This is a genomic window from Pseudidiomarina sp. (assembly GCF_033722695.1).
In the GTDB taxonomy this organism is placed as follows: Bacteria; Pseudomonadota; Gammaproteobacteria; order Enterobacterales; family Alteromonadaceae; genus Pseudidiomarina.
In genome coordinates, this window is the sequence record NZ_JAWVYM010000012.1 from 20,229 (window position 1) to 47,130 (window position 26,902).

A 26,902-nucleotide genomic window follows, 5' to 3' on the forward strand; every position below is an offset into this window, starting at 1 on the left:
TTGCAGGTTAAAGATTACTCGGCGGAGACGGATCCATGAAGAAACTGACAGAGATTGAATGGCGGGAGACGGCGGCGTGCGCCTATGACTTTGTCCGTTACTTCGTGCAGCGCGTCGGTAAAGACCACATCTCGACTATTGCCGGCTACCTGACTTTCGTCAGCCTGCTGGCGCTGGTGCCCCTGCTGGTGGTCATGTTTTCGATTTTCTCGGCCTTCCCGATGTTTGATCAGATCCGCGAGCAAATTGAATCCTTTCTGTTTTCCAATCTGGTTCCCACCTCCAGCGAAGTCATCGAAGAGTATCTCAACCGGTTTATCGGCAATGTGTCAGAAATGACTGTAGTCGGTGCGATCTTTGTTATCGTGGTTGCCATTAACCTGATCTCGACTATCGACTCAACGATTAACCGTATCTGGCGCACCGACCAGCGCCGCCGGCTGGCCATCGCACTGGCGGTGTACTGGATGATCCTGACCTTAGGCCCGCTGCTGATCGGTTCGGGGGTAGCGGTCAGTTCCTACCTGATTTCGCTGACCGATTTTGCCGAACAATACGTGACGGGTATCCGCGGCTTTTTGTTTAATACCGTGCCTTTTGTGATGTCGGTACTGGCCTTTTTACTGCTGTATGTGATGATGCCCAACCGCGTTGTCCGCGTGCGCCATGCGGTATGGGGCGCGTTACTGGCGGCCTCGTTATTCGAACTCAGTAAGTTAGGCTTTGGCTATTACATCACCAGCTTTACCACCTATGAGGCCATTTACGGCGCGCTGGCCGCCCTGCCGATTCTGCTGATCTGGATTTTCCTGTTCTGGACTATTGTGCTGCTTGGCGCCGAATTTACCGTCAGCATTGAAGAGTTCTTCGACGACAAAGACCAGGATGACGAGCAGCTGCCGGACGAAGAGGTTGCTGAAGAAAAGTCGGAGAAAGACTCGGACAAGGGGTCAGATAAAGCGTGAAGGTTCTGTTGCAACGGGTCTCTGCCGCCCGGGTTGAAATTGATGGCGTTACCGCTGGTGCCATCGGGCAGGGGCTATTGTTGTTACTGGGCGTGGAACGCGACGATACGGCTAACGAGGCCCGCCAACTGGCAGCGCGGGTAGCTGGTTACCGGGTATTCAGCGACGCCGACGATAAAATGAACCTCAGCGTAAAAGATATTAACGGTGGTTGCCTGGTGGTCTCGCAATTTACCCTGGCGGCCGATACCCGCAGTGGTCGCCGGCCCAGTTTCTCCAGCGCGGCACCACCGGATCAGGCAGAACCCCTGTACGAGTTATTCGTGAAAGAATTAAAAGCCGCTGGTATTAACGTGGCAACCGGCTCCTTCGGGGCCGATATGGCTGTTACTCTGACGAATGATGGCCCGGTCACTTTTTTACTCACTTCAACAGGTAAAACCTAACTATGTTTCAGGTTATCACCCCGACTACCGACGATGAATTCAAGCGCTACTATGACCTGCGTTGGCGGGTATTGCGCGAGCCTTTTCAGCGGCCGCGTGGCTCTGAGCAGGATGAATATGATCAGGTGGGTTTTCACCGCATGGTGGTGAACGATGGCGGCGCTGCCATCGCTATTGGTCGTTTGCATTTTAACAGTCCCGATGAAGGCCAGATCCGCTTTATGGCGTCGGCACCGGAACATCGTGGCGGCGGCCATGGCGTCGCTATTGTTCATGAACTCGAAACCCTGGCGCGGCGCGAAGGCGCCAACCATATTATTATTAATTCACGCGACAATACCTTAGGGTTTTATCTGAAATGCGGTTACGACATTATCGAAGAAGCCGATACCCTGAAGAACCCGATGGCGGAGCATCAGCTGCGCAAAATACTGACCGACCACAACCGCATTATCTACCGGCCAGACTGGTGTCTGGAACTGCAGCACACCTGGCACAACGACATCCCCATCTCAGAAACCATGGGCATACGTATCAGCCAGTACACCGGGCGCGAGTTTGAAACTCAGGCCACACTGTCACGTAATATTAATGTGCATGGCACTATGTTTGCCGGCAGTATTTATTCGCTGGCCACCTTGACGTGCTGGGGGCTGTTGCATTTACAATTACGCGAGCGCGGGCTACAGGGTGCGGTGGTGCTGGCCGACGGGTCGATTCATTACCATAAACCTATCTCACGGGAACCACGGGCAGTCGCGCAGCTGGCCTCTCTGGTCGGTGACTTATCAGCACTGACCCAGGGCCGCAACGCCCGGGTTAATCTGAAGTCCCAGGTATTTGACGGGAACAAGCCCGTTGCTGAATTTTCTGGGCAGTTTGTTGTGTTAGCAGATAAATCGGACTAAAAGGACGCCATCATGAGTGAATCATTATCCGCCCCGCAATTATTGCGCATCCGCGGAAAACTGGAAACCATCGTGGCTGAACAGGCCGGCACCAGCAAAGCGGAACAGGCCACTGCTGCCCTGCAGCGCCTGCGTACCGGAGAATATGGTTACTGTGTGGAATGCGGCGACGAAATCTCCGCCGCTCGCCTGGCCGCCAAGCCTGAAGTTGCGCTTTGCGTAGATTGCCAGGCTTTAAAAGACGAAGAAGAGGACGCTTAAGCGTCCTCCAACCGGGCCCCTTCCTGAATTAGCTCCCCAAATTTACCGCTGCTGATCAAATCAGCCGCCGCTTTAATATCCGGCGCAAAATAACGATCCTGATCGTAGAACGACACCTCTTGACGCAGCCAGCTGTGGGCCTGCTCGATTGCCTCGGAGGCTTTTAGCGGGCGGCGGAAGTCCAGCCCCTGCGCCGCTTCGAGCAACTCGATGGCGACGATATCACGGATATTCTCTGCAATATCCGTAAGACGCCGGGCGGCAAAGGTTGCCATCGAAACATGGTCTTCCTGGTTGGCTGAGGTTGGCAGGCTGTCGATGGAAGCCGGATGCGCATAGGTTTTATTTTCAGAAGCCAGTGCCGCAGCTGTTACCTGCGCCAGCATAAAGCCTGAATTCACGCCGCCTTCGTTAACCAGAAAGGGTGGCAGGTTGCTCAGGTGATGGTCAATCAGCAGTGCACAGCGGCGCTCAGACAATGCGCCGATCTCGCTGGCGGCTATGGCAATGATATCTGCCGCCATCGCCACCGGCTCCGCATGGAAGTTACCGCCGGAAATAATATCGCCGTTATCGGTAAATACCAGCGGGTTATCGGTGACGCCGTTGGCTTCACGTACCAGAATCTTCGCCGCGTGCGCAAGCTGGTCGAACACCGCGCCCATAACCTGGGGCTGACACCGCAGTGAATAGGGATCCTGCACTTTCTCACATTCTGCATGGGCAGCGGCGATCTCGGAACTATCGCCAAGCAAGCAGCGGAAGCTCTGCGCGACCGCGATCTGACCCGGCTGACCACGCACGTCATGAATGCGGGCATCAAACGGAGCGCGTGAGCCCATGGCGGCTTCAACGGCCATTGCTCCACTGACCAGTGCGCTGTAGAAAACCCGCTCAATGGCGAACAGGCCGTGCAGGGCCAGCGCCGTTGATACCTGGGTGCCGTTCAGTAGTGCCAGCCCCTCCTTGGGGGCCAGTGCCAGCGGCTCCAGGCCGGCTTTGGCCAGGCCTTCGCTAGCCGGCATGCGGGTGCCCTTATAGCGCACTTCGCCTTCGCCCAGCAGTGGCAGCGCCATGTGTGCCAGCGGCGCCAGATCGCCTGAAGCACCGACCGAGCCTTTAGCCGGAATACAGGGATAGACTTCATGATTAAGCATGCTGGTCAGGTGATCGATAACCACCCGACGCACGCCCGAGAAGCCGCGACTGAGGGAGTTAATCTTGAGCAACAGGATCAACCTCACCACCGTGTCGGGCATCAGATCGCCGGTGCCCGCCGCGTGAGACAGCACGATGCGGCGCTGCAGATCTTCCAGTCGCTCTTTAGGGATGCGGGTGTTAGCCAGCAAACCAAAGCCGGTATTTATTCCATACACCACTTTACCTTTGGCCAGCACGTCGGCGACAGTGGCGGCTGAGCGGTCAATATTGGCACCGGCATCGTCGTGCAGCGCCAGGGTTGTGGCCTGTTGCCACCAGTTGCGTAAATCAGATAAGGCCAGCGCGCCTGGCGTCAGGGTGAAATTCTTAGCCATTATTTGGTCTCCACTAACATAGGTAGATCGAGTTGTTGCTCGCGCGCGCAGTCCTGCGCGATTTCGTAGCCCGCATCGGCGTGACGCATCACGCCGGTGGCCGGATCATTCCAGAGTACTCGGCTAACCCGCGCTTTCGCTTCGTCGGTGCCGTCGGCAACAATGACCACGCCACTGTGTTGCGAATAACCCATGCCGACGCCACCGCCGTGGTGCAGACTCACCCAGGTGGCGCCGCCAGCGGTATTTAACAGGGCATTCAGCAGCGGCCAGTCAGATACCGCATCCGAGCCATCCAGCATGCTTTCAGTTTCGCGGTTGGGGCTGGCGACCGAGCCGGAATCCAGATGGTCACGGCCAATTACGACCGGCGCCGACAGCTCACCGTTTTTCACCATGTCATTAAAGGCCAGCGCGATGCGCGCCCGGTCTTTCAGGCCAATCCAGCAGATCCGCGCCGGCAGGCCCTGGAAGCTAATGCGCTCACGCGCCATATCCAGCCAATTGTGCAGATGCTTGTCGTCGGGGATCAGCTCTTTGACTTTGGCATCGGTCTTGTAGATATCTTCCGGATTGCCCGACAGCGCCACCCAGCGAAACGGCCCTATGCCCTGGCAGAACAGTGGGCGAATATAAGCCGGTACAAAACCGGGGAAGTCAAAGGCATCGGCAACGCCCATATCCTGGGCCATCTGCCGAATATTATTGCCGTAGTCGAGCGTAGCAGCGCCCTGGCGCTGTAATTCCAGCATCGCCCGTACCTGTACCGCCATCGACTCTTTGGCGGCTCTGGTGGTGCCCTCAGGGTCGCTTTGCTGAGCCGCCAGGTACTCTGCAAGGGTCCAGCCCTGGGGTACATAGCCATGTAGCGGATCGTGAGCAGAGGTCTGATCGGTGACCACGTCCGGAACGATCTTACGGTCGGCCAGCTCAGCAAAAACGTCAGCAGCGTTACCCAGCAGGCCGACAGAAATGGCCCGGCCTTCGGCCCGCGCGGCATCAATCAGGCGGAGGGCTTCATCCAGTGAGGTGGCTTTGTGGTCAAGGTATTTGGTGCGCAGCCGGAAATCAATGCGCGATTCGTCCACTTCCACCGCTAACATCGAATAGCCGGCCATGGTGGCTGCCAGTGGTTGCGCGCCGCCCATACCACCCAGCCCGCCGGTTAAGATCCAGCGGCCTTTGGTTTCACCGGAAAAATGCTGTTTAGCCACCGATACGAAGGTTTCATAAGTGCCCTGCACAATGCCCTGCGAGCCAATGTAGATCCAGGAGCCGGCGGTCATCTGGCCGTACATCATCAGGCCTTTTTTATCGAGCTCATTAAAATGTTCCCAGTTGGCCCACTTTGGCACCAGGTTGGAGTTGGCAATCAGCACCCGCGGCGCGTCGGTATGCGTCTGAAATACCCCTACCGGCTTGCCCGACTGAATCAGTAACGTTTGATCAGCCTGTAAACGCTCCAGCACTTCAATGATTTTGTCGTAACTTTCCCAGCTGCGGGCCGCCCGGCCGATGCCGCCGTAAACCACCAGCGCGTGCGGGTGTTCGGCCACTTCGGCATCAAGGTTATTCATCAGCATGCGTTTGGCCGCTTCCACCTGCCAGTTACAGGTAGTCAGTTCACTGCCATGGTCAGCACGGATACTTCTGTTCTCGTCGAGTCTGGTAAACGTCATGGTACTTCCTTATTCGTTTTTGTTCGCTAGTTGGTCGTGATGATTTGCGGCTCAAGTCCGCGCCGAACCGAAATGTAAATGCCCGCCTAAACTGAAGCGCGAGCCCGGGTGCGTCAGCACCGCAAAAGTAACCACCCCGGCTTCACTCCAGGTGCGCCGGTTGATCCGTAAACAGGGTTCAGGTTTGCTCAGTTTCAGCCACTGACATAACTGGGGTGACGGCGTAATGGCCTCGATCTCATGGCTCGCTTCCGTCAGTGGTGATACCTCGCACAGGTATTCATGGGGCGTGATTTTCTCGTAATTCTGGCTCAGGTAGCCCTTCACTAACTCAGGATTCACATAGCGCTCTTCTACCTGCACTGGCAGGTCATTCTCAAAGTGAGCTATAACCGAGTGATAAACCGGCTTACCCGCTGGTAGCTGCAACAGCTCCGCAACGTGTGCGGTGGCTGTTTCTTTACGCAGCACATGCACATGAGCGCGGTAGTCGTGATTGCGACTACGAACTTCATCGGCGATATTGCGGATCGCCATAAACGAGGTCTGGGATTTAATCGGGGCCACATAGGTACCCGACCCTTTACTGCGGATCACCAGGCCTTCGTCTGCCAGCTCCTGCAACGCTCGCCGTGCGGTCATGCGGCTGACTTTAAATTGCTGCGCCAGTGCGTTTTCCGAACTGACCGGGTGATGTTCCGGCCATTCGCCCGACGCGATTTTGCTGTAAAGATGCTGTTTTATGGTCGAAAATTTAGCCACGAGTCCTCCTCGCACCGATGGAGTTCAGTGCATAATGTGTTAGAGTGTAAGAAACACTAATTGTATATACAAGAACATTTTTCGGAGAATCTATGTCGAAAGCCAATCAGCAGCGTATCGAAAACGTGACACTTGCCACTATGATGCCCGATGAGAGTAAGGGGCAGGCCCGCAACGACTGTGGCCTGGTTACCAATGGTGTGCTGATCTTCAGCGACGACGGAATTGCGTTCGCGGGCCCCGCCAGCGAGGCTCCACAGACCCCGGATGCAGAGGTTACAGATGGTCAGGGCGGCGTGGTTACGCCCGGCTTAATCGACTGCCACACTCACCTGGTATGGGCCGGCTCGCGTGCTGATGAATTTGCCCAGCGCCTGCATGGCGCCAGTTATGCCGACATCGCCGCGGCCGGCGGTGGTATCGCCGCCACGGTTCGCGCTACCCGCGCCGCCAGCGAAGATGAGCTGGTGACAGCGGCACAGCCACGACTGGATGCCTTAATGGGCGAAGGCGTGACGACTGTCGAAATTAAATCAGGTTATGGGTTGTCGCTTGAACACGAACGCAAGCAACTACAGGCTGCCCGTCGCCTTGGTGACGCCAACCCGGTGGCCGTACAGACCACCCTGCTGGCTGCCCATGCCATACCGCCGGAATATAAAGACCGTGGCGACGCCTATATTGACGAGATTGTGAGCCGCATTCTGCCCACGCTGGCCGATGAAGGTCTGGTTGATGCCGTGGATGCCTTCTGTGAGTCAGTGGGTTTCTCGCCAGCACAGACTGAACGCGTGTTTCAGGCCGCCCGCCGGCATAAGCTGCCAGTGAAGCTACACGCTGAACAGCTGACCAACCAACAGGGTAGCGCGTTGGCTGCCAGTTATCAGGCGCTGTCGTGCGACCATCTGGAATACCTGGATGAAGACGGCGTAAAAGCCATGGCGGCCAGCGGTACGGTGGCGGTGCTCCTACCCGGAGCCTTTTACTTTTTGCGCGAGACTAAGCTGCCGCCGCTGGAGTTATTGCGGGAGTACCAGGTACCCATCGCCATTGCCACCGACGCCAACCCGGGCACCTCACCGATTCTGAGTATGCAACTGATGCTGCACATGGCGGCGACCTTGTTCCGGATGACCCCGGAAGCCTGCTTGCGCGGAGCCACTGTCAATGCCGCCCGGGCACTGGGGCTTCAGGATCGCGGCCAACTGGTTGCCGGCCAACGAGCAGATATTTGTTTATGGAGTTGTAAGGAGATCGCCGAATTGAGCTACCAGTTCGGCACCAACCCTCTAGTGGCATGCTGGTATCAGGGCGTGCGCCGCTGATACCCGTGCAGGTAAGCAAGGACGAACTCACCGAGTAACTGTGCGCACACAGCGCTGCCTGTTTCGCGGCCGGCCGGGTGCAGGCCCGGAGCTGCTTCAGCCAGATGCAGATAGCGGGTAGCGGGTAGCGCTGCCAACCGCTCAATCAGGCTATAGCCATGGGCAACCGATAAGCCATTAAAGTTAATGGCACTGGCTGGAACCCCCTGCAGCGAATCCACATCAATTTCGATGCCCAGCGGTACCTGCCAGGATTCCGCCAGTACCCGAACGGCCGCCAGCTCGGCCGGCCACTCGTTGCGATACAGCTGGTGAATGCTGCGGTAGCTGAAGTTTGCCGCGGCCAGTTGTTGCAGGCTGGTGGCGTTGTTCTTGCCTTCGTGCAGGCCCACCACATGGTAATGGGCCAGCGCGCCATCCATGTAGGCATAGCTGAAACCATTGCCGCTATGACGGCCTTCGCGGGTGCGAAAGTCCGAATGCGGGTCCAGGTTTACGGCACCCACGGCTTTATCTGTGGCTTCGGCCAGACTCCGCAGCAGCGGATAAGCATTGTTATGCCCCCCGCCAATAAGAATGACATCAAACCCTGCCCGGAACACCGGTTTCAGAACCTGGCTTACCCGCTTATCCAACTCGCCACACAGCTCACGCAGGCGGGCCAGCTGGTCAGCGTCGCTGACATCCAGATCAGCCGCTTCGGCTTCGAGGTCATCGCAGTCGATTGCCCCCAGTACCAGCAGGATCTGATAGGGTACTACCGGGCTGGCTTGCAGGTTGAGCAGACCTTTGAGGGCGGCATCCCAGCCGTGCTCGGCACCACCCCGGCCCAGATTGGCTCGTGGCCCTATGGATTCAGGAACGCCCAGCAGCGCAATCCGACGGCCCTGTTGCCAGGCCTGGTCCAGTGCATCTGCAAGAGCGTTTTGATTGGCGATTTCATCAAGACAATCGAGGGCTTGTCCCAACCGGACTTCTCCGGCGCGCGGGCTAACCCAGGCGGCCGGATCAATCATATTCAGGTACATAGCGGGTTATTCTATATCAAGGGGTTCAGGCGACAGGATCACACCCGTGGCATCAGCGTAGATGTGATCTTCGGGCAGAAAGGTCACGCCACCGAAGTTCACCGCGACATCGGTTTCACCGACGCCCTCGGCACTGGCACCCACCGGAATTGAAGCCAGCGCCATGATACCGATTTCGAGTTCATCCAGGGCGTCGACATCACGCACCGAGCCATAACAGACAATGCCTTCCCAGCCATTATCCAGCGCCTGCTCGGCAATGCCTATATCAATCAGTGCCCGACGGGTGGAACCACCGCCGTCAACCAGCAGCACCTTGCCTACGCCGGGTTGCTGGAGCACTTCTTCAATCAGACCTTTATCTTCAAAACACTTGACCGTCACCAGCTGACCGCCAAAGGACACCTGCCCGCCATAATGGATAAACATGGGTTCAACCACGTCGACCATGTCGGGGTATAAATCGCAAAGTTCTGAAGTATTGTATTCCATTGCCGTTCCCCTGCCTGAAAGTTACCAGCAGAGTATAGCTGGTAACGGCTTAACGCAACAGCAAAGCCTTACATAGAGTCGCTTATAAAATAAAGCGACTCAGATCTTCGTTTTGCGCAAGCTTGCCTAAATGCCTGTCTACGTACTCTGCATCTATGGTGATGGTTTCACCCTGCAGGTCGCTGGCTTTAAACGACACGTCCTCCATCAGCCGCTCCAGCACGGTGTGCAGACGGCGCGCGCCGATGTTCTCGGTCGTCTCATTAACATGAAACGCGGTTTCGGCGATGCGCTTGATACCGTTCTCAGTAAACGCCACCGTGACCCCTTCAGTGGCCATCAATGCGATGTACTGTGTGGTCAGCGACGCGTTCGGCTCAGTCAGAATACGGACAAAGTCATTACTGGTCAGTGCATCCAGACTGACGCGGATCGGCAGCCGGCCCTGCAGCTCAGGGATCAGATCCGATGGCTTGGACATCTGGAAGGCGCCTGAGGCGATAAACAGAATATGGTCGGTTTTCACCATGCCATGTTTGGTCGACACCGTAGTGCCTTCCACCAGCGGCAACAAGTCGCGCTGTACACCTTCCCGGGATACATCCGGACCACTGACATCACCGCGCTTACAGATCTTGTCAATTTCATCCAGAAACACGATGCCATTTTGTTCGACCGCGTTCAGCGCTTTTTCTTTCACTTCTTCCGGGTTGAGCATCTTGGCAGCTTCTTCTTCCACCAGTTGCTTGAACGCATCCTTGATCTTCAGCTTACGCGGCTTACTTTTGCCACTGCCCATGTTCTGGAACATGCTCTGCAGCTGCGAGGTCATTTCTTCCATGCCTGGCGGGGCCATGATCTCCACGCCCATCTGCGGCATGCTGATATCAATCTCAATTTCTTTGTCGTCCAGCTGGCCTTCACGTAGTTTCTTACGGAACGCCTGGCGGGTATTACTCTGGTCGCGCTGCTCCGGCCGCTCCTGATCGGCCCAGCCGCCTTGGGCGGTTTTCGCCGGTGGTAATAAGGCATCCAGAATGCGATCTTCGGCCGCTTCTTCGGCGCGGAAACGCACTTTCTGCATCATCTGCTCACGGGTTTGCTTAAACGCCGTATCGGTCAGATCGCGGATGATCGATTCCACTTCCTTACCCACATAGCCCACTTCGGTGAACTTAGTCGCTTCGATTTTGATAAAAGGTGCATTCGCCAGCTTCGCCAGGCGCCGGGCGATTTCGGTTTTACCGACACCCGTGGGACCGATCATCAGAATGTTCTTCGGCGTGACTTCCTGGCGCAGGTCATTGTCCAGCTGCATGCGACGCCAGCGATTACGCAGGGCGACGGCGACCGCTTTTTTAGCATTGTCCTGACCAATAATATGGCGGTTCAGTTCATCAACGATTTCTCTGGGGGTCATATCAGACATCGGATACCGACTCCTGTTCTTCAATGGTTTGGTGGCCGTTGGTATACACGCAGATATTACCCGCAATGGTCAGGGCTTTTTGCACAATTTCGCGGGCGCTGAGTTCGGTATTTTCCAACAGGGCGGTGGCGGCTGACTGAGCGAAAGGTCCGCCCGAGCCGATGGCAATCAGGTCGTTTTCCGGCTGCACCACGTCGCCGTTGCCGGTAATAATCAGTGAGGTATGTTTGTCGGCCACTGCCAGCAGGGCTTCAAGCCGGCGTAGCGCACGGTCGGTACGCCAGTCTTTAGCCAGTTCCACCGCCGCGCGCATCAGGTTACCCTGATACTGTTCCAGCTTGGACTCAAACCGCTCAAACAGGGTAAAGGCATCAGCAGTACCGCCGGCGAAACCAGCCAGGACCTGATCATTGTATAAGCGGCGTACTTTGCGGGCATTGCCCTTCATCACGGTGTTACCCAGTGACACCTGGCCATCACCGCCAATGACGACTTTGTCGCCCCGGCGAACGGATACTATCGTAGTCACAGTTTTATCCTCTTAAGTTGCTATGCTGCAGTTATGAGGGCAAAAAATGTGAATTCAATGGGCGAGCTGAAGTGAACTACAGGTTCCAGTTCCAGATCTGGCAACCAAACACCTGGGTCCGCTGCAGTTTATGGCGGTCACGTTCAGCATCACGTTTGGTCTCGTAGGGTCCCAGAATTACCCGATACCAGACCCCGTTACTGCCGGTACTCGGGCGCACCTGCGATTCAAGGCCGGCCATGGCAATTCGGGCGCGTAAGGTTTCCGCGTCGCTTTCTTTGCGGAATGAACCACATTGCATCAGCTTCGGCGGACCTAATTCGCGTTCCGGTACGTCCACCTGGACTTCGCTGTTTTCCAGCTCTTCAATATACTGCCAGCGATCGCCGGGCTTTTCAGGGAGCGGCTCAACCTCTGGCTGCTGAGCGGTCGGCAGCACATCCTGGATTTGTGGAGACGCCCCGGCGTTATCCGCGTTGCCTGATATTGAACTTAAAAACCAGATCAGGCCAACCACCAGCACCACGGCTAAAGCAATCAGGCTCCAGGGTACGGATACCGCTGCCTTCGTCGGCCTGCGAGCACCTTTGCCGGGCGCTTTTTTGGCCGGTTTACGTGGTGGCCGCTTACGATTGGCGTAATCCATAGCTTACATTTTTTCCAGGGTTTCGATACCCAGTAGCTCAAGGCCCTGTTGCAGGGTTTTTGCCGTTAGCGCGGCCAGTTTCAGGCGACTGGTGCGCACGGCTTCATCGGGCTCCTGCAGAATTGGGCACGCTTCATAAAAACTTGAGAAGGCACCGGCCACATCGAACAGATAACCACACAGGTAGTGCGGAAGAGCTTTATCAGCCACAGCATGCACCACTTCATTGAAGCGTACCAGGATATTTGCCAGCGCCAGTTCTTTATCGTCCCGCAGTACAAAATCTCCAACAATAGCCTCGGGCTTAATACCAGCTTTGCCAAACACGCTGATCACCCGGGTGTAGGCGTACAGCAGATAAGGCGCAGTATTGCCTTCAAAGCTGAGCATTGAATCCCAGTCGAAAATGTAATCGCTGGTGCGGTTTTTCGACAGATCCGCATACTTCACCGAGCTGATCCCCACCACTTTGGCGATGTGTTTTTGTTCGTCACCGGTGAGCTGTGAGTTTTTGGCCTGCAGCAACTCGAGTGCCCGGCGCTCGGCTTCATCGAGCAGATCTGCCAGCTTGGTGACGCCACCTTCGCGACTCTTGTACGGTCGGCCGTCCTTGCCCATCACGGTACCAAAGCCGTAGTGGTCCATTTGCAGATCCGGACGGGCGAAACCCGCTTTGCGGGCCAGCGTAAAGATTTGCTGAAAGTGCAGGCCCTGACGCTGGTCAACAAAGTAAATCAGGTGATCGCCTTTAAGCACATTCTGGCGGTAGCGCACGGCGGCCAGATCCGTGGTGGCATAGAGATAGCCGCCGCCGGATTTCTGCACGATAACCGGCAGGGCTTCGCCTTCTTTGTTGCGGAATTCATCAAGGAATACGCACTGGGCGCCCTGATCTTCCACCAGCAAACCTTGCTCGCGTAATTCTTCCACTACTTGCGGCAGGTCATCATTATAGGCACTTTCAGCCATCACGTCGGCGCGGCGCAATAACACGCCCAGCCGGTCGTACACGTCCTGACAGTGGCTCAGGGATACATCAATAAATAGTTTCCAGAGCTTCAGGCAACGCTCGTCGCCGGACTGCAGGGCCACGACCAGTTCGCGGGCGCGGTTGGCAAATTCCGGGCTATCGTCAAAGCGGTTCTTGGATGCCTTATAGAAGGTTTCCAGGTTGCTCAGCTCCATGGCGATATCATCGCCGTCGAGCTCTTCCATATGCGCCAGCAGCATGCCGAACTGAGTGCCCCAGTCGCCCACATGGTTCTGGCGGACCACGTTGTGGCCCAGCACGCCCAGCACCCGCACTACGGCGTCACCGATAATTGCCGAGCGCAGGTGGCCAACATGCATCTCTTTGGCCAGATTAGGCGATGAGTAGTCAATGACCACAGTCTTTGGCTGTGCTGCCGGCTCGATGCCCGCATGGGGATGCTGATAGGCGTACTCCAGCTGCTGTAGCAGTTGCTGCTGGCTGACCTTAAAGTTAATGAAGCCCGGCCCGGCAATCGTCGCTTCGGCAATCAGGTCATTGTCTGGTAGGGCGGCGATCAGGGCTTCGGCCAGCGCACGCGGATTCATCCCCGCCGGCTTAGCCAGCATCATCGCCAGGTTGGTTGCGAAATCACCGTGACTTTTATCACGCGGGCGATCAAGTTGCAGACGCGGTTGCACATCAGCCGGCAAAGTACCTTGTTGCTGCAGGGTAGCCACGGCAGTGGCCAGTATTTGTTCCAACTGTTCCTTCATTGCACAACCTTCATCGCAAAAAAAACCTTAAATAGGACAACCAACGAATAAGCCCGCTAGTTTACTGCTTTGAGGCGGGAAAAAAAACCGCTATCTGCAGCCTCATTATCAGCTGAAATCCTGAGGATCCACATCCACCGACCAACGGACTCGTCGTAGCTCTGGGCAGGCTTCCAGTTGCGGCAATACGTGCCGCAGCAACTGAGCGCGCAGCCCGCGGTTGTTGCACTGCACCAGCAGCTGATAGCGGTAGCGGCCGGCGCGACGCTCCATCACGGCCGGCATTGGGCCGAGCACGGTGATGCCATCCAGTTGCGGGAAGTAACTGGCAATGCGCTCAAGCGCCGCCAGTGCCAGCCCGCCATCATTCGCATCGGCGCGGAATAAGGTCAGCTGCGTAAACGGCGGCAGCATGGTCAGTTCCCGTTCCCGCAGTGCGGTGCGGGCAAAGTGGTGGTAGCCATTGTTGACCAGATCCTGTACCAGTTCATGTTCCGGGTGATGGGTTTGCAGCACCACGGTGCCGGGCTTACTCGCCCGCCCGGCCCGACCGGCTACCTGGGTATAAAGCTGGCCCAGCCGTTCGGCGGCACGAAAATCGGCGCTGTAGAGAGCACCATCGACATCCAGCAGCGCCACCAGGGTTACTTCGGGAAAGTGATGACCCTTGGCCAGCATCTGGGTGCCGACCAGGATCGGAAACTTATTATCCCGCGCATCGCTTAAGTGTTGCTGCAGACTGCCCTTGCGCCGGGTACTGTCGCGGTCGATGCGCAATACCGGATAATCGGGGAATAACTTCGTCAGGGTCTGCTCCAGCTGTTCGGTGCCGGTGCCGCGCCCGACCAGCTGCGTAGAGCCGCAGTCGTGGCATTGATGGGGAATACGCTGCTGCGTGCCACAATGGTGGCATTGCAGCAGCCGGCTGTGCTGGTGCACGGTAAAATAGGCATCACAGCGGCGGCACTGGGCCAGCCAGCCACACTCATGGCACAGCAGCGCCGGCGCAAAGCCGCGCCGGTTCAGAAACAGCAGCACCTGCTGGCCATTTTTGAGCTCCTGCTCCATCAGTTTAATCAGCGGCGAGGACAAACCCGATTTCAGTGCCAGGTTTTTGATGTCCAGCACCACATGCCGCGCGGGCTTCGCTGCCCCGGCGCGTTTGGTCAGCCGCAGCCAGCCATAGCGTTTCTGCAAGGCATTGTTGAGGGTTTCCAGCGCTGGCGTGGCGGAGCCCAGAATCACCGGCACCCGCTCTTCATGCCCGCGCATCACCGCCAGATCACGGGCGTGATAACGAAAGCCTTCCTGTTGTTTTAAAGAATTGTCGTGCTCTTCATCGACGATGATCATGCCCAGCCGGGCACAGGGCGTGAAAATTGCCGAGCGGGTACCGATAATAATCGCGGCAGCGCCGTTCCGGGCATCCAGCCAGGCATCCAGCCGCTCACGGTCGGTAAGGGCAGAGTGCAGCATCACCACCGGCACCGTAAAGCGTTGCCGGAAGCGCCGCAGGGTTTGCGGGGTGAGACCAATTTCCGGCACCAACACCAGTACCTGCTGGCCACGGCGCAGTACTTCGGCCATCGATTGCAGATAGACTTCGGTTTTGCCGCTACCGGTTACGCCTTCGAGTAAATAGGTCTGCGGGGTCCCCGCCGCCGCCAGGGTGGCGACCGCCTGCGCCTGCTCCAGGTTCAGCTGCAATGGCTCGGCGTCCAGGCCAAAGGCCCAGTCCGTTTGCTGCGCAGGAATATGCCGCACCCGTTCAACCAGGCCTTTGTCCTGCAGGGTTTTTAGCGCGGAAACTGAGAATTCTTCGGTGCGGATATCGCGGCTGAGCAGGGGCTGACGGCGCAGGGCCGCGATCAGCCGCTGTTGCTGGGGCGCACGCTTGAGGCTGTCCAGTTCGATCGCCTTGCCATCAGCGCTCAGCTCATAGCGCTCAGTGGCCTGATAATCCTGAGCTTCGCCCTGGCGCAATAAGCCCGGCAAGGCATGGTGCAGCACTTCGCCCAAGGGGTGCTGGTAGTAATCCGCCGCCCAGTGCAATAGCCGCCACAACGGCGCCGGCCACACCGGGCTTTGATCCAGCACGGCCAGTACCGGCTTGCGGACCATAGCCGGATCCGGCTGGCTCGCCTCGCCGATACAGATGCCGATCATTTCGCGGCGGCCGAAAGGCACGCGCACGCGGGCACCCACCGCCGGCAGTTGGTTACAGTCATAGTCAAAAACCCGCTGTAACGGAACCGGCAGTGCTACCTGAATCACATAGGCTGTGGATGGCTTTGCTGAAGCTGTCATAGCCGTTTATTGTGCGGGTGCTGATGGTAATCCGCAAGCGCCAAAAGCACTGCATCAGGAGTGCTTGATCAGCAACCCTCATTGGGGTAGAATTCGCGCCCTTGTTAAACGAATCGATTAACTATTAACCACGTATGGTATTCGGCATGAGATCGGATGGCGATGCGGCCCAATTGAGGTAACCCTTATGAAAGACAGTATTCACCCAGATTACAAAGAAATGAACGTGACCTGCTCTTGTGGTCACAAATTCACCACCCGTTCTACCCGTGGCGGCGACCTGCACCTGGACGTATGTTCTGAGTGTCACCCGTTCTACACTGGTAAGCAGCGCATCATGGATACCGGTGGTCGTATTGACAAGTTCAACAAGCGTTTCAGCGTGTTGGGCGGTAAGAAGTCGTCGTAAAACAGACGCTTCTGTAGCGAATTCGAAAAAAGGCGCCAAAAGGCGCCTTTTTTTATGGGTACTTTCCCGCTAGCGCCTACAGCGTCTGAATGATTAGCTGGTGCCAAATTGTACTATCGCTAAATTAGTGACTCTTCCGTCAGTTTCGCTGCATCAGGTATGATTTGTTATTCTGCAGGAACCCTCTACAATGGCTCACACTGTCTTTGCTTCACTATTTAACTATAAAGGTAAGCCCGCATCATGACCGATTTTCGCCAGCAAGCGCTTGATTACCATGCTTTTCCAACCCCCGGAAAAATCAGTATTGAGCTCACCAAACCTGCGGAAACCAGTAAAGACCTGGCACTGGCATACAGCCCCGGCGTGGCTGAACCGGTCCGCGCCATTGCGGAGAATCCTGAAGACGTCTATCGCTATACCGCCAAGGGCAATATGGTTGCCGTTATCTCAAATGGCACCGCAATTCTGGGTCTGGGCAACCTCGGCCCGATGGCCTCCAAGCCGGTGATGGAAGGCAAGGCTTTGCTGTTTAAGCGCTTTGCCGGGCTCGACTCGATTGATATTGAAGTAACCCATCGCACCACCCAGGATTTTATTAATACCGTTGCCAATATCGCCGACAGCTTCGGCGGTATCAATCTTGAAGATATAAAAGCGCCAGAGTGTTTTGAAATCGAACAGGCGCTGATTGAACGCTGCGATGTACCGGTATTTCACGATGACCAGCACGGCACTGCTATTGTCACTGCAGCCGGCCTGCTGAACGCACTGGAAATTCAGGGCAAACAACTGGCCAAGGCGCAGATTGTCTGTCTGGGCGCCGGTGCCGCTGCCATCGCCTGCATGGAACTGCTGATTAAATGTGGTGCCCAGCGCGAGCACATTTATATGCTGGATTCAAAAGGCGTTATCCATACCCGTCGCGAGGACCTGAACGAATACAAGGCGCTGTTTGCCAACAATACCGACAAGCGCACACTGGAAGAAGTCATTAACGAAGCCGATGTCTTCGTTGGCGTATCCGGCCCCAATCTGCTGCCGGCCGACGCACTGAAGCTAATGGCCGATAAGCCGATCGTATTTGCCTGCTCCAATCCGGATCCTGAAATCAAGCCAGAACTTGCACTGGCAGTGCGCAAAGACCTGATCATGGCCACCGGCCGCTCGGATTATCCGAACCAGGTTAATAACGTGCTGTGTTTTCCGTTTATCTTCCGGGGGGCACTGGACGTGCGGGCACGGATGATTAATGACGAGATGAAGCTGGCAGCGGTTGAAGCCATCCGGCAGCTGGCCAAAGAGCCCGTATCTGCAGAAGTATTAAAAGCTGCAGGCGTTGATTCGCTGGAGTTCGGTCCGGATTATATTATTCCCAAACCGCTGGATCCGCGTCTGCGCACACGGGTGTCGCGCGCAGTTGCCGAGGCCGCGGTGAAATCCGGTGCGGCCCGCATTGAACTACCGAAGGATTATATGGCGGAGTAAGCTCCGCCGTCGCGCCTCACATGAAATCCTAATATTTATTCTTGTTTTTAGGATTTTTATTCACTATACTGCCTGAAACCTGGTGCTCTCCCAGGTATTTTTTTGTGAAGGCGGGTGTGAGTCAGTGCAAGCAAGTCCTACAACTTCTAAAATTCCGTGCGCTATTTTTGGCGCCAGCGGTTATAGCGGCGTTGAGCTGATCTGGCTGCTGCACAATCATCCTGACTTTGACGTTCGTTATGGTTTTTCCTCAGGCGCACGTAGGGCAGAGCCTGTCAGCCAGTTGTATCCGCAATTAACGGATCGGATCGACTTAACTCTGCAACCTTGGCACCCGGATCTGCTCGGCGAAGTTGCTGAGCAGGTTCAGGTGTGTTTTTTAGCGCTCCCTCACGAAGCCAGTGCCGAACTGGCGCCTAAGCTGACTGCTGCAGGCCTGATCGTCTTCGATTTGTCAGGAGCTTTTCGGCTACGCGATGAAACAGTGCATAAATCGGCCTATGGCTTTTCCCGGCCGCAGCCTGACCAGTCAATACCATATGGCCTGGCTGAATGGACGACACTGGCGGGTACTGAAGCCCTAATCGCGGTACCGGGTTGTTACCCGACCGCAGCGGCTCTGGCATTGCTTCCGGTATTGCCATTTATCACTGATGCCTGCACGCCGATCGTCAATGCCGTCAGCGGCGTCTCCGGTGCCGGCCGTAAAGCCGCTGCCCATACCAGCTTTTGTGAAGTCAGTTTGCAGGCCTACGGCGTGGGTACACATCGGCATCAACCGGAAATAGCGCAGGCTATCGGCCGGCCGGTACTTTTCGTGCCCCACCTGGCGAATTTCAGGCGGGGTATTCTGGCGACTATCTATGTAGAAGTTGCTGGTGAGATTACTTCGGCGCAGATCGACGATGCCTTCAACGAGGCTTATGCCCAGTGGCCACTTGTTCGGTTGCGGGCTGCTCCGCCGGCCATCAGTGACGTTGCCGGTACGCCGTTTTGTGATATTCACTGGCAGCTGCATGGCCGCCAACTGGTGCTTTGTGTCGCAATAGACAACCTGCTCAAGGGCGCCGCCGGGCAAGCAGTACAGTTGGCGAATCAGTACTTCGGTTTAGCGCCGGCTGCCGGTCTGACTAAAACCGGAGGCGTGCTATGACAACGCCGCTGGTCATTAAACTTGGCGGCCGGGCACTGGTGGATGTTGATGCTCTTGCTCAGCTGTTACCAACTATTGCCCGGCTGGCTGAATTGCGGGCACTGGTATTGGTCCACGGTGGTGGCGAACAAGTGCAGACGCAACTGGAGCAACTCGGATATACCAGCGTCAAAACCGCTGGTCAGCGGGTGACGCCAGCTGAACATATACCGGTGGTAGCCGGCGTGCTTGCCGGCGATGTCAATTCCCGCTTCTGTGCGCAGGCACAGCAGTACCAGCTGAACGCTGTCGGCCTGACCCTGTTTGCCGGCGATAGCATCCGCTGCACCGTAGATGCGGGGCGCGGCGCTGTAGGCGTGCCCGAGCCGGGTAATCCCAAACTGCTTGAATTGCTGATTGATCGTGGTTTTATTCCGGTGTTGTCTTCAATTGGCATCAGCGCCAGCGGCGAACGGCTGAATGTAAATGCTGATCTGGCCGCCGGTGCCGTCGCCCAGCTCCTGCATGCCGACCTGATTCTGCTCACCGATGTACCGGGAATTCTCGATGCCCGGGGCGATCTGATTGAACTCATCTATGCCGACCAGGCCGAGCAGCTGATTGCCGATGGCACCGTGCGCGACGGCATGCTGGTTAAACTCAACGCTGCTGTGCAGGCCGCCCGTGCTTCGCGACGAAGTATCGCGGTGGCCGGCTGGCAGGATGCCACCTCGCTTACCCGTCTGGCAAAGGGTGAAGCCGCCGGTACCCGCATTCGTCTTTAACTTGCCCCTATTTTCAAAAATCAGCTATACGGAATCATAACTAATGCAGGATTTTCTTATGCTGCGGGATCACAGCCCGCAACAGATCGCCGGGTTACTGGAGCTCAGCCACACCATTAAGCAGCGCCCGGGGCAATGGTCAAGCGCGCTGCAGGGAAAAAGCATTGCGCTGTTGTTCGAGAAGCCGTCACTGCGGACCCGTGCCAGCTTCGCCGCAGGCATTAACCGGCTGGGTGGCCACAGCATTTTTCTGGACGGTGCCGAGGTAATGGGTAAGCGCGAGCCAGTCAGCGATGTGGGTTCGAATCTGGCGCTCTGGCATGAAGCCATTGTGGCACGCGTATTTGCCCAGAACACGCTGACCGAACTGGCCAAGGCTTCAGACAAACCGGTGATTAATGCGCTGAGCGATCAATGCCATCCCTGTCAGGCGATGGCGGACCTGCTGACCCTGCAGGAATGCCTGGGCGACCTGGGCAAGGTACACCTGACCTGGATCGGCGATGGCAATAATGTCTGTCAGTCCCTGATGGCCGGCACCGCCCTTACCGGCATGCATTTTCAGGTAGTCACGCCTGAGGGGTACGCACCGGACGCCGCGCTGCTTGCTGAAGCGCAGGCTTTTGCGAAAGCCAGTGGCGGCAGCGTCACCCTCGAGCACCGCCTGAGCCAGTTGCAGGCCACCGATGCAGTTTATACCGATACCTGGCTGTCGATGGGCCAGCAACGTGATGCCGACCAATTGCTGCGCGACTTTGCGCCCTATCAGGTGAACAGCGCGTTAATGAGCCGACTTAAAGCACGTTATTTTATGCACTGCCTGCCCGCCTACCGGGGCCGCGAAGTGAGTGCCGAGGTGGTGGACGGTCCGCAGTCGTTAATTTTACAGCAGGCGGAAAACCGCATGCATGCACAGAACGCTATTTTAGTTACTTTATTGAACGGGGTTGAGGCATGAATACGTCAGTGAATAAGTCAGTAAAAAAAGTGGTTTTAGCCTATTCCGGTGGTCTGGATACCTCAGCGATCGTGCCCTGGCTGAAAGAAAACTACGACTGCGAAGTGGTCGCTTTTGTCGCCGATGTCGGCCAGGGCGATGAGGAACTCGAAGGGGTTGAAGCCAAAGCCATTGCCTCTGGCGCCAGCAGCTGCCGAATAGTGGATCTGAAGGAGAAATTCGCCCGCGAGGTGATTTATCCAACCCTGAAAACCGGCGCTATTTATGAAGGTCAGTACTTGCTGGGCACTGCCCTGGCGCGGCCTATTATCGCTGAAGCTCAGGTGATGGTCGCCCGGGAAGTTGGCGCCGATGCCCTGGCGCACGGCTGCACCGGCAAAGGCAACGATCAGGTCCGGTTTGAATCTGCCTTCGCGGCGCTGGCGCCTGAGCTCGCAGTTATTGCCCCCTGGCGGGAGTGGAGCATGCGCTCACGGCCGCAGTTGCTGGCTTACCTCGCCGAGCGCAACATACCATGTAGCGCCTCAGCAACCAAAATCTATAGCCGTGACGCCAATCTCTGGCATATCTCCACCGAAGGCGGTGAGCTGGAGGATCCATGGTGTGAGCCCTCCGAGCAGGTCTGGAGCTGGACCCGTTCACCCGAGCAGGCACCTGATCAGCCCCAGTATCTGGAGCTGCGCTTCGAAAAAGGCGAGCTGACCCACCTGGATCAGGTATCCGTGAGCCCGGTTGAAGCCATTCTTAAGCTCAATGTACTGGGTGGTGATCACGGTGTCGGCCGCCTGGATATGGTGGAAAACCGGCTGGTGGGGATGAAGTCGCGGGGCTGCTATGAAACCCCTGCCGGGACCATTTTATACGCAGCACTGCAAGGCCTCGAAAGCCTGGTGCTGGATCGTAGCGCGCTGGATTACCGCATCCGTATTGGTAATGAATTCGCTCAGCTGATGTATGACGGGCGCTGGTTTACACCATTACGTTCCGCCATGCTGGCGGCTGCAGCCACCATTGCCGAGCCGCTTAGCGGTGAAGTAGTGGTCAAGCTTTATAAAGGCCAGGCTACTGTGGTGCAACGGCGCTCGCCGAATAGCCTGTATTCCAGCGCGTTTGCAACTTTCGATGAAGATGAAGTGTACAACCAGAAGCACGCCGAAGGCTTTATCCGGCTTTATAGTCTGGCCAGCCGCATTCGTGCTTTGCATCAGGTTGAAGGGGGAGAATAACCATGAGCCTCTGGGGTGGACGTTTCAGTACGCCAAGTGCTGCTGAATTTAAACAATTTAATGACTCGCTGAGCTTTGACTACGTGCTGGCGCCTTTTGATATTCAGGCCTCGCAGGCCTGGGCAACGGCACTGCATCAGGCCCGGCTGCTGACGGCGACAGAAAACCAGCAACTGCAGCAGGCGCTAGGCGATCTGGCGCGTGCGGTGGCGGCCGATCCAAAGCTGCCGCTAAGCGCTGATGATGAAGATATCCACAGCTGGGTTGAAGCCCAGCTGATTGACAAAATCGGCGCAACGGCGAAAAAACTGCATACCGGCCGCAGCCGCAACGATCTGGTTGCCACTGACCTGCGCCTGTTCTGCAAGCAGTTGGCGCAGCAACTGATCACGGCCAATCTTGCCGCCATCAATGCCCTGCTGAGCTTCGCTGAAACCTATAGCGATACGCTCTTACCGGGCTACACGCACCTGCAACGGGCCCAGCCCATCGTTGCCGGGCACTGGGCGCTGGCTTATGTGCAGATGCTGCAACGTGATGTCAGCCGGCTGCGTGACGCGGTCAAACGCATGGACGTATGCCCGCTGGGCAGTGGTGCGCTGGCGGGTACGACCGCGCCGCTGGATCGCGAAAACCTGGCCCACGACCTGGGCTTCCGTCTGGCCAGTGAAAATAGTCTGGATGCGGTTTCGGATCGCGACTTCGCGCTGGATCTGCTCAATGCGGCCAGCAATGGCATGCTGCATTTGTCACGCCTGGCCGAAGACGTCATCTTCTATTGTTCCGGGGAGTCCGGCTGCTTTGCTATGAGCGATCGCATCAGCAGCGGCTCGTCACTGATGCCGCAAAAGAAGAATCCGGATTTGTTTGAGTTGCTGCGCGGTAAAACCGGGCGCGTGCTTGGCCATCAGCACGCATTGCAGATTACCCTCAAAGGCCTGCCTATGGCCTATAACAAAGATATGCAGGAAGACAAAACCGGCCTGTTTGACGCCCTGCTGACCTATCAGCAGTGCCTGCAAATGCTGGCCTTCGCTATACCTGAGTTGACGGTCAATAGTGAGCATGCTGCCCGCCAGGCGGCGCTGGGCTACAGCAACGCCACCGAACTGGCCGACTACCTGGTCAGTAAAGGCATGCCATTCCGGGACGCCCATCATGTTACCGGCGAAGTCGTCCTGCTGGCGCAACAACAGGGCCTCGCGCTGGAACAGTTATCAATCGCACAGTTTAATTCAGTAAGCGACCTGATCGGCGAGGATGTCTACCCAATCCTCGAAATTAGCTATGGACTGAACAAACGTAGCGCCCTTGGCGGCACCGCTCCGAAGGCTGTAAAGACCGGACTCAAACACGCGCAGGACTGGCTTCATGCCGCCGAGGCGGCGAGCAAACATGTGCGCCAGGCGCGCTTGAGTGATGTGGATAAAATCTGCGAACTGATCGCTTACTGGGCGGAACAGGGTGAGAACTTGCCGCGAAACAAAGCCGATATCATGCAGGCAATTCACGGCTTCGCGGTCGCGGAAATCAATGATGAGGTGGTCGGTTGTGCGGCTCTTTATGTGTATAGCACCGGGCTGGCTGAAATTCGCTCGCTGGGGCTGTTTCCGCAAGCCCAGGGCAAGGGTCTGGGCGCGGAGCTGGTGGCTTGGCTATTGTGGAAGGCCCGTGAGCTGGGCATCAGCCGGACCATAGTGCTGACCCGGGTACCTGAGTTTTTCGGCCGGCTGAACTTCCGGCTGACCGTAAAAGAAAAGCTACCCGAAAAAGTCATGAAAGACTGTGATATTTGTCCGCGCAAGGATAACTGCGACGAAATCGCTCTGGAATACTGGCTATAAAGTCTTGCGTGCCTTCAGATCGTGTCGTCCGGGGCATCTTCAGGGATCGGCAGGCCGCGGCGGGCCAGCTCGGCGCGCACTTCTGCCGGAACCTTATGCGGATTATCTTTGCGCAGATCAGCGTCGGTCGGCAGCGGCTGGCCGGTAAAGGCATGTAAAAAAGCTTCACATAGCAGCTCGCTGTTCGTCGCGTGACGCAAGTTTTTGCATTGCCGGCGGGTGCGTTCGTCAGTCAGTACTTTGAGTACGCGGGTGGGGATCGAAACCGTAATTTTCTTTACGTGTTCGCTCTTCTGCCCGTGCTCAACATACGGATATATATAGTTGCCATCCCATTCCATACTGTGCCCTCTGCGAAACCCCTGACTGAGAAACCCCAACTTTTGTGAGGATTGTACCGAGGTCGGCGCCGCAGTCAACTTTATACCTATAGCTGTCTATACGTCTTTATTTGCCAAGCCTGGTTTATGTTGCTTTAATGCACTGCAGGAGCGCCGTATAATCGGTTTTTTGTGCTTATTTTTCAACAGGGGAACGCACACGCATCATGGTGGTTGAGGTTCAGGTTAGTTCACAGCAGATAGACACTGTAGCCGAGCAGGTACAGGTACATAAATTTGGGGGTAGCAGCCTTGCTGATGCCTACTGTTACCGCCGTGTAGCTCGTATTGTTACCGAATATGCCGGCGCCAGTGATTTGGTGGTGGTATCAGCTGCGGGGGATACCACTAACCGCATTCTGGCCATTATCGATGCCCGCCAAAACGCCGATGAAGGCGTGGCCGAGGTGCTACTCAAGCAGCTGGAAAAATATCAGCAGGGTTTGATCGGTGATTTACTGAGCGCAGATCATAAAGCCCGCATGATGGACCTGTCGCGCAAGGACTTTAAACGCTGGTATGCCTGGCTGAACGGCGAAGAGACCATCGAAAACCGGGCTGAGCTGCTCTCTTATGGCGAGCTTTGGTCTGCCCGGCTGTTGGCGACTCTACTGCAACAGCAGGGTGGCCGGGCCGACTGGATTGATGCCCGCACCTTCCTGGTCGCGGATGATGCGCCTGAACCACTCATCCGCGTTGAGCCGTCCCGCGCTGGCTTGCTTAACCGCATCGCCCCACATCCTGGCACCCGCTTTATCGTCACCGGTTTTATCTGTGCGGACCCTGAAGGCAACTCGCTGATTCTGGGCCGCAACGGCAGTGACTATTCGGCGACCCTGGTCGGCAGCCTGATTGATTCAAAACAAGTGACGATCTGGAAAGACGTCGCCGGCGTTTACTCTGCGGATCCACGCAAAGTGGAACGCGTGGTCAGCTTGCCGATTCTGGACTGGCAGGAAGCCGAAGAACTGGCCCGCCTGGGCAGCCCGGTATTGCACCCGCGCACTTTCCAGCCGGTTAACCGCGACCGCATGGTTATTGCTGTGCGGTCCAGCCTGAAGGTTGAAAACCAGCAAACCCGTATTGGGCAGTACGAAGACACCGAACCCCGTGGCAAAGTACTGACGGCGCTGGCCGAGGTGGTGCTGTTCCGTGTCAGTTTGCGTGATGCCAAACTGGTGGAGAAATTTGAAGAACTGGAACTGACCCCGCTCATCAGCTGGAACGATCTCGATAGCCAGCATGCCTATTACGCTTACCATCAGAACCATTTGTATTTTATGGAAGGCTGGCTGGAAGAAATCGACGTCAGCAACCAGGTTGTGCAGATGCAGGGCTATTCGATGATCGCCCTGGTGGGTAACCGTATTCAGGAAACCGATCAGTACAAAACTTTCAAACAGGAACTCAGTGAGCAGAACCTCAAGCGCCTGAGCTTTACCCCCGACAATAATGCGGTGGTGGCCATCCTTGAGCAGAAAATGGATAACCGCCTGCTCAACCGGTTGCACAGCCAACTGTTTAATTACCGCCGTAGCCTGGGCGTACTGGTGGTTGGCCGCGGTAATATTGGTAGTGCCTGGCTGGCCCTGTATCGGCGGCTGCGCGAGCGCATCAACGAACAAATGGACGTGCGGATTATCGGCATTCTGAACTCCACTCGCATGTGGCTGGATTATAACGGCGTTGACTTGAATGACTGGGAAGCCAGCTTCGAGCAACTGGCGCGGCCATATGACCTCAGCCAGCTCATCCCGGAACTACCGAACGCGCCCTATGATGAGCTGGTGATGCTGGATCTAACCGACGCCGTGCCGGTGGCGCAACTGTATCCGAGCTTCTTTGCCAACGGTGTGCACATCATCAGTGCTAACAAACGCGCCGGCGCATCAAATGAATCGCAATACAACGAGATCCGCACCATTCAGCGCGAGTACGAGCGCGAGTGGTACTATAACACCACCGTGGGTGCTGGCCTGCCACTGAATTACGCCTTGAATGACTTGCGTAACTCAGGTGACTCGATCCGCAGCATTTCCGGTATTTTTTCGGGAACCATGTCGTGGTTGTTCGAGAACTTCAACAGCGAGGTTAAGTTCAGCGATCTGGTACGCGAAGCTAAAGAGCGCGGCCTGAGTGAGCCCGATCCGCGGGAAGATTTATCTTGTCAGGATATCGTCCGTAAACTGCTGATTCTGGCCCGTGAAATCGGTTTGCGGCTGGACTGGCAGGACATCGATGTGGAAAGCCTGCTGCCGGAGCAACTGGCTGATATTTCGCTAACCGAATTTATGGACAGGCTGCCAGAGCTGGATGACGAAATGCATGCACTCTATGCCGATGCCCAGAAGACCAGCAAAGTACCGCGCCTGTTGGCCAGCTTTGCGGTGCAGGATGACGACAGCGTGCGCGCCCGCGTTGGCATCGAATACATTCCTGAAGGCGATATGCTGGCGAACCTGATCCCGGGCGAGAATATTTTTGTGATTTATACCGACTGGTATCACGAAATGCCGCTGGTTATCAGCGGTCCGGGAGCCGGTAAAGAAGTGACTGCGGGCGGCGTACAGTCTGACTTAAATCAGCTGCTCAGCCGCCTCAGTAAAAAAGGGCTGAATTAAT

24 protein-coding genes are annotated in these 26,902 nt (G+C 56.5%); 13 read left to right on the top strand and 11 right to left on the bottom strand.

Annotation, left to right across the window (positions count from 1 at the left end):
- Positions 1-44 precede the first annotated feature (44 nt).
- The 4 genes from R3196_RS06115 to R3196_RS06130 are packed head-to-tail and all read left to right on the top strand — an operon-like array spanning position 45 to position 2,580.
- The gene (locus R3196_RS06115; RefSeq protein ID WP_413242907.1) at positions 45-965 is read left to right on the top strand and encodes a virulence factor BrkB family protein; all 921 of its coding nucleotides are present in this window, start codon (positions 45-47) and stop codon (positions 963-965) included.
- Positions 962-1,411 carry a D-aminoacyl-tRNA deacylase gene (dtd, locus tag R3196_RS06120; RefSeq protein ID WP_318935830.1) on the top strand — a complete coding sequence of 150 codons (450 nt, stop codon included), beginning with the start codon at positions 962-964 and terminating at the stop codon, positions 1,409-1,411. Before R3196_RS06115 ends, dtd begins: the two co-directional genes overlap by 4 nt.
- 2 nt (positions 1,412-1,413) lie before the next feature.
- A complete protein-coding gene (locus R3196_RS06125; RefSeq protein WP_318935832.1) occupies positions 1,414-2,319 on the top strand; it encodes a bifunctional GNAT family N-acetyltransferase/hotdog fold thioesterase in 906 nt (301 codons plus the stop codon).
- Positions 2,320-2,331: 12 nt separating this feature from the next.
- Positions 2,332-2,580 (top strand): TraR/DksA family transcriptional regulator, encoded by a 249-nt coding sequence (locus R3196_RS06130; RefSeq protein WP_318935834.1) that lies wholly within the window; start codon positions 2,332-2,334, stop codon positions 2,578-2,580.
- On the opposite strand, the gene hutH is transcribed toward R3196_RS06130, so the two are convergent.
- Genes hutH through hutC form a run of 3 tightly spaced genes read right to left on the bottom strand, consistent with a single transcriptional unit; the run spans position 2,577 to position 6,556 of the window.
- The gene (hutH, locus tag R3196_RS06135) at positions 2,577-4,115 is read right to left on the bottom strand and encodes a histidine ammonia-lyase (protein WP_318935835.1); all 1,539 of its coding nucleotides are present in this window, start codon (positions 4,113-4,115) and stop codon (positions 2,577-2,579) included. The genes R3196_RS06130 and hutH overlap by 4 nt on opposite strands.
- Positions 4,115-5,794 (bottom strand): urocanate hydratase, encoded by a 1,680-nt coding sequence (hutU, locus tag R3196_RS06140; RefSeq protein ID WP_318935837.1) that lies wholly within the window; start codon positions 5,792-5,794, stop codon positions 4,115-4,117. Before hutU ends, hutH begins: the two co-directional genes overlap by 1 nt.
- Before the next feature lie 51 nt (positions 5,795-5,845).
- Positions 5,846-6,556 (bottom strand): histidine utilization repressor, encoded by a 711-nt coding sequence (gene hutC, locus R3196_RS06145; protein WP_318935838.1) that lies wholly within the window; start codon positions 6,554-6,556, stop codon positions 5,846-5,848.
- A gap of 92 nt (positions 6,557-6,648) precedes the next feature.
- Here hutC and hutI point away from each other — a divergent pair, with 92 nt between their 5' ends.
- Positions 6,649-7,881 (top strand): imidazolonepropionase, encoded by a 1,233-nt coding sequence (gene hutI / locus R3196_RS06150; protein ID WP_318935840.1) that lies wholly within the window; start codon positions 6,649-6,651, stop codon positions 7,879-7,881.
- Here hutI and R3196_RS06155 read toward each other — a convergent pair.
- From R3196_RS06155 to priA, 7 genes are all read right to left on the bottom strand, one after another.
- Positions 7,863-8,909: a formimidoylglutamase gene (locus R3196_RS06155; RefSeq protein WP_318935842.1), complete on the bottom strand. Its 1,047-nt coding sequence runs from the start codon at positions 8,907-8,909 to the stop codon at positions 7,863-7,865. The genes hutI and R3196_RS06155 overlap by 19 nt on opposite strands.
- A 6-nt stretch (positions 8,910-8,915) precedes the next feature.
- Positions 8,916-9,401 carry a ribonuclease E activity regulator RraA gene (gene rraA / locus R3196_RS06160; RefSeq protein WP_318935844.1) on the bottom strand — a complete coding sequence of 162 codons (486 nt, stop codon included), beginning with the start codon at positions 9,399-9,401 and terminating at the stop codon, positions 8,916-8,918.
- Between the two features lie 82 nt (positions 9,402-9,483).
- Positions 9,484-10,830: an HslU--HslV peptidase ATPase subunit gene (gene hslU, locus R3196_RS06165; RefSeq protein WP_318935845.1), complete on the bottom strand. Its 1,347-nt coding sequence runs from the start codon at positions 10,828-10,830 to the stop codon at positions 9,484-9,486.
- Entirely contained in the window at positions 10,823-11,359 is a 537-nt protein-coding gene (hslV, locus tag R3196_RS06170; protein WP_318935847.1) for an ATP-dependent protease subunit HslV, read from the bottom strand. The genes hslU and hslV overlap by 8 nt, the downstream gene beginning before the upstream one ends.
- A gap of 76 nt (positions 11,360-11,435) precedes the next feature.
- Entirely contained in the window at positions 11,436-12,005 is a 570-nt protein-coding gene (locus tag R3196_RS06175; RefSeq protein ID WP_318935848.1) for an SPOR domain-containing protein, read from the bottom strand.
- 3 nt (positions 12,006-12,008) lie between these two features.
- Complete coding sequence (gene argS / locus R3196_RS06180) at positions 12,009-13,751, bottom strand: arginine--tRNA ligase (protein WP_318935850.1); 1,743 nt, start codon at positions 13,749-13,751, stop codon at positions 12,009-12,011.
- 108 nt (positions 13,752-13,859) lie between these two features.
- Entirely contained in the window at positions 13,860-16,058 is a 2,199-nt protein-coding gene (gene priA / locus R3196_RS06185; RefSeq protein ID WP_318935851.1) for a primosomal protein N', read from the bottom strand.
- A 187-nt stretch (positions 16,059-16,245) separates the two neighbouring features.
- On the opposite strand from priA, the gene rpmE reads away from it, so the two are divergent.
- The 7 genes from rpmE to argH all read left to right on the top strand — a co-directional run bounded on the left by rpmE (position 16,246) and on the right by argH (position 23,900).
- Positions 16,246-16,467 carry a 50S ribosomal protein L31 gene (gene rpmE / locus R3196_RS06190; protein WP_318935852.1) on the top strand — a complete coding sequence of 74 codons (222 nt, stop codon included), beginning with the start codon at positions 16,246-16,248 and terminating at the stop codon, positions 16,465-16,467.
- A 243-nt stretch (positions 16,468-16,710) separates the two neighbouring features.
- Positions 16,711-17,955: a malic enzyme-like NAD(P)-binding protein gene (locus tag R3196_RS06195; RefSeq protein WP_318935853.1), complete on the top strand. Its 1,245-nt coding sequence runs from the start codon at positions 16,711-16,713 to the stop codon at positions 17,953-17,955.
- A 124-nt stretch (positions 17,956-18,079) separates the two neighbouring features.
- Positions 18,080-19,108 carry an N-acetyl-gamma-glutamyl-phosphate reductase gene (gene argC / locus R3196_RS06200; RefSeq protein WP_318935854.1) on the top strand — a complete coding sequence of 343 codons (1,029 nt, stop codon included), beginning with the start codon at positions 18,080-18,082 and terminating at the stop codon, positions 19,106-19,108.
- Positions 19,105-19,872 (top strand): acetylglutamate kinase, encoded by a 768-nt coding sequence (argB, locus tag R3196_RS06205; RefSeq protein ID WP_318935855.1) that lies wholly within the window; start codon positions 19,105-19,107, stop codon positions 19,870-19,872. The genes argC and argB overlap by 4 nt, the downstream gene beginning before the upstream one ends.
- A gap of 43 nt (positions 19,873-19,915) precedes the next feature.
- Positions 19,916-20,830 carry an ornithine carbamoyltransferase gene (gene argF / locus R3196_RS06210; RefSeq protein ID WP_318935856.1) on the top strand — a complete coding sequence of 305 codons (915 nt, stop codon included), beginning with the start codon at positions 19,916-19,918 and terminating at the stop codon, positions 20,828-20,830.
- Positions 20,827-22,056, top strand: a complete 1,230-nt coding sequence (locus tag R3196_RS06215) for an argininosuccinate synthase (protein WP_318935858.1) — start codon at positions 20,827-20,829, stop codon at positions 22,054-22,056. The genes argF and R3196_RS06215 overlap by 4 nt, the downstream gene beginning before the upstream one ends.
- 2 nt (positions 22,057-22,058) lie before the next feature.
- Positions 22,059-23,900 (top strand): argininosuccinate lyase, encoded by a 1,842-nt coding sequence (gene argH, locus R3196_RS06220; RefSeq protein ID WP_318935860.1) that lies wholly within the window; start codon positions 22,059-22,061, stop codon positions 23,898-23,900.
- A gap of 14 nt (positions 23,901-23,914) precedes the next feature.
- Here the strand turns inward: argH and metJ are convergent, their stop codons facing one another.
- Positions 23,915-24,241: a met regulon transcriptional regulator MetJ gene (gene metJ / locus R3196_RS06225; protein WP_318935861.1), complete on the bottom strand. Its 327-nt coding sequence runs from the start codon at positions 24,239-24,241 to the stop codon at positions 23,915-23,917.
- 206 nt (positions 24,242-24,447) lie between these two features.
- On the opposite strand from metJ, the gene metL reads away from it, so the two are divergent.
- The gene (gene metL, locus R3196_RS06230; protein WP_318935862.1) at positions 24,448-26,901 is read left to right on the top strand and encodes a bifunctional aspartate kinase/homoserine dehydrogenase II; all 2,454 of its coding nucleotides are present in this window, start codon (positions 24,448-24,450) and stop codon (positions 26,899-26,901) included.
- Position 26,902: the final 1 nt, after the last annotated feature.

What these genes read in the sequence shown, in the direction of transcription:
- R3196_RS06125 (WP_318935832.1), top strand. Translation starts at nt 1,414, where the DNA reads ATGTTTCAGGTTATCACCCCGACTACCGACGATGAATTCAAGCGCTAC.
- R3196_RS06130 (WP_318935834.1), top strand. Translation starts at nt 2,332, where the DNA reads ATGAGTGAATCATTATCCGCCCCGCAATTATTGCGCATCCGCGGAAAA.
- hutH (WP_318935835.1), bottom strand. Translation starts at nt 4,115, where the DNA reads ATGGCTAAGAATTTCACCCTGACGCCAGGCGCGCTGGCCTTATCTGAT.
- hutU (WP_318935837.1), bottom strand. Translation starts at nt 5,794, where the DNA reads ATGACGTTTACCAGACTCGACGAGAACAGAAGTATCCGTGCTGACCAT.
- hutI (WP_318935840.1), top strand. Translation starts at nt 6,649, where the DNA reads ATGTCGAAAGCCAATCAGCAGCGTATCGAAAACGTGACACTTGCCACT.
- R3196_RS06155 (WP_318935842.1), bottom strand. Translation starts at nt 8,909, where the DNA reads ATGTACCTGAATATGATTGATCCGGCCGCCTGGGTTAGCCCGCGCGCC.
- rraA (WP_318935844.1), bottom strand. Translation starts at nt 9,401, where the DNA reads ATGGAATACAATACTTCAGAACTTTGCGATTTATACCCCGACATGGTC.
- hslU (WP_318935845.1), bottom strand. Translation starts at nt 10,830, where the DNA reads ATGTCTGATATGACCCCCAGAGAAATCGTTGATGAACTGAACCGCCAT.
- R3196_RS06175 (WP_318935848.1), bottom strand. Translation starts at nt 12,005, where the DNA reads ATGGATTACGCCAATCGTAAGCGGCCACCACGTAAACCGGCCAAAAAA.
- argS (WP_318935850.1), bottom strand. Translation starts at nt 13,751, where the DNA reads ATGAAGGAACAGTTGGAACAAATACTGGCCACTGCCGTGGCTACCCTG.
- priA (WP_318935851.1), bottom strand. Translation starts at nt 16,058, where the DNA reads ATGACAGCTTCAGCAAAGCCATCCACAGCCTATGTGATTCAGGTAGCA.
- rpmE (WP_318935852.1), top strand. Translation starts at nt 16,246, where the DNA reads ATGAAAGACAGTATTCACCCAGATTACAAAGAAATGAACGTGACCTGC.
- R3196_RS06195 (WP_318935853.1), top strand. Translation starts at nt 16,711, where the DNA reads ATGACCGATTTTCGCCAGCAAGCGCTTGATTACCATGCTTTTCCAACC.
- argB (WP_318935855.1), top strand. Translation starts at nt 19,105, where the DNA reads ATGACAACGCCGCTGGTCATTAAACTTGGCGGCCGGGCACTGGTGGAT.
- argF (WP_318935856.1), top strand. Translation starts at nt 19,916, where the DNA reads ATGCAGGATTTTCTTATGCTGCGGGATCACAGCCCGCAACAGATCGCC.
- R3196_RS06215 (WP_318935858.1), top strand. Translation starts at nt 20,827, where the DNA reads ATGAATACGTCAGTGAATAAGTCAGTAAAAAAAGTGGTTTTAGCCTAT.
- argH (WP_318935860.1), top strand. Translation starts at nt 22,059, where the DNA reads ATGAGCCTCTGGGGTGGACGTTTCAGTACGCCAAGTGCTGCTGAATTT.
- metJ (WP_318935861.1), bottom strand. Translation starts at nt 24,241, where the DNA reads ATGGAATGGGATGGCAACTATATATATCCGTATGTTGAGCACGGGCAG.
- metL (WP_318935862.1), top strand. Translation starts at nt 24,448, where the DNA reads ATGGTGGTTGAGGTTCAGGTTAGTTCACAGCAGATAGACACTGTAGCC.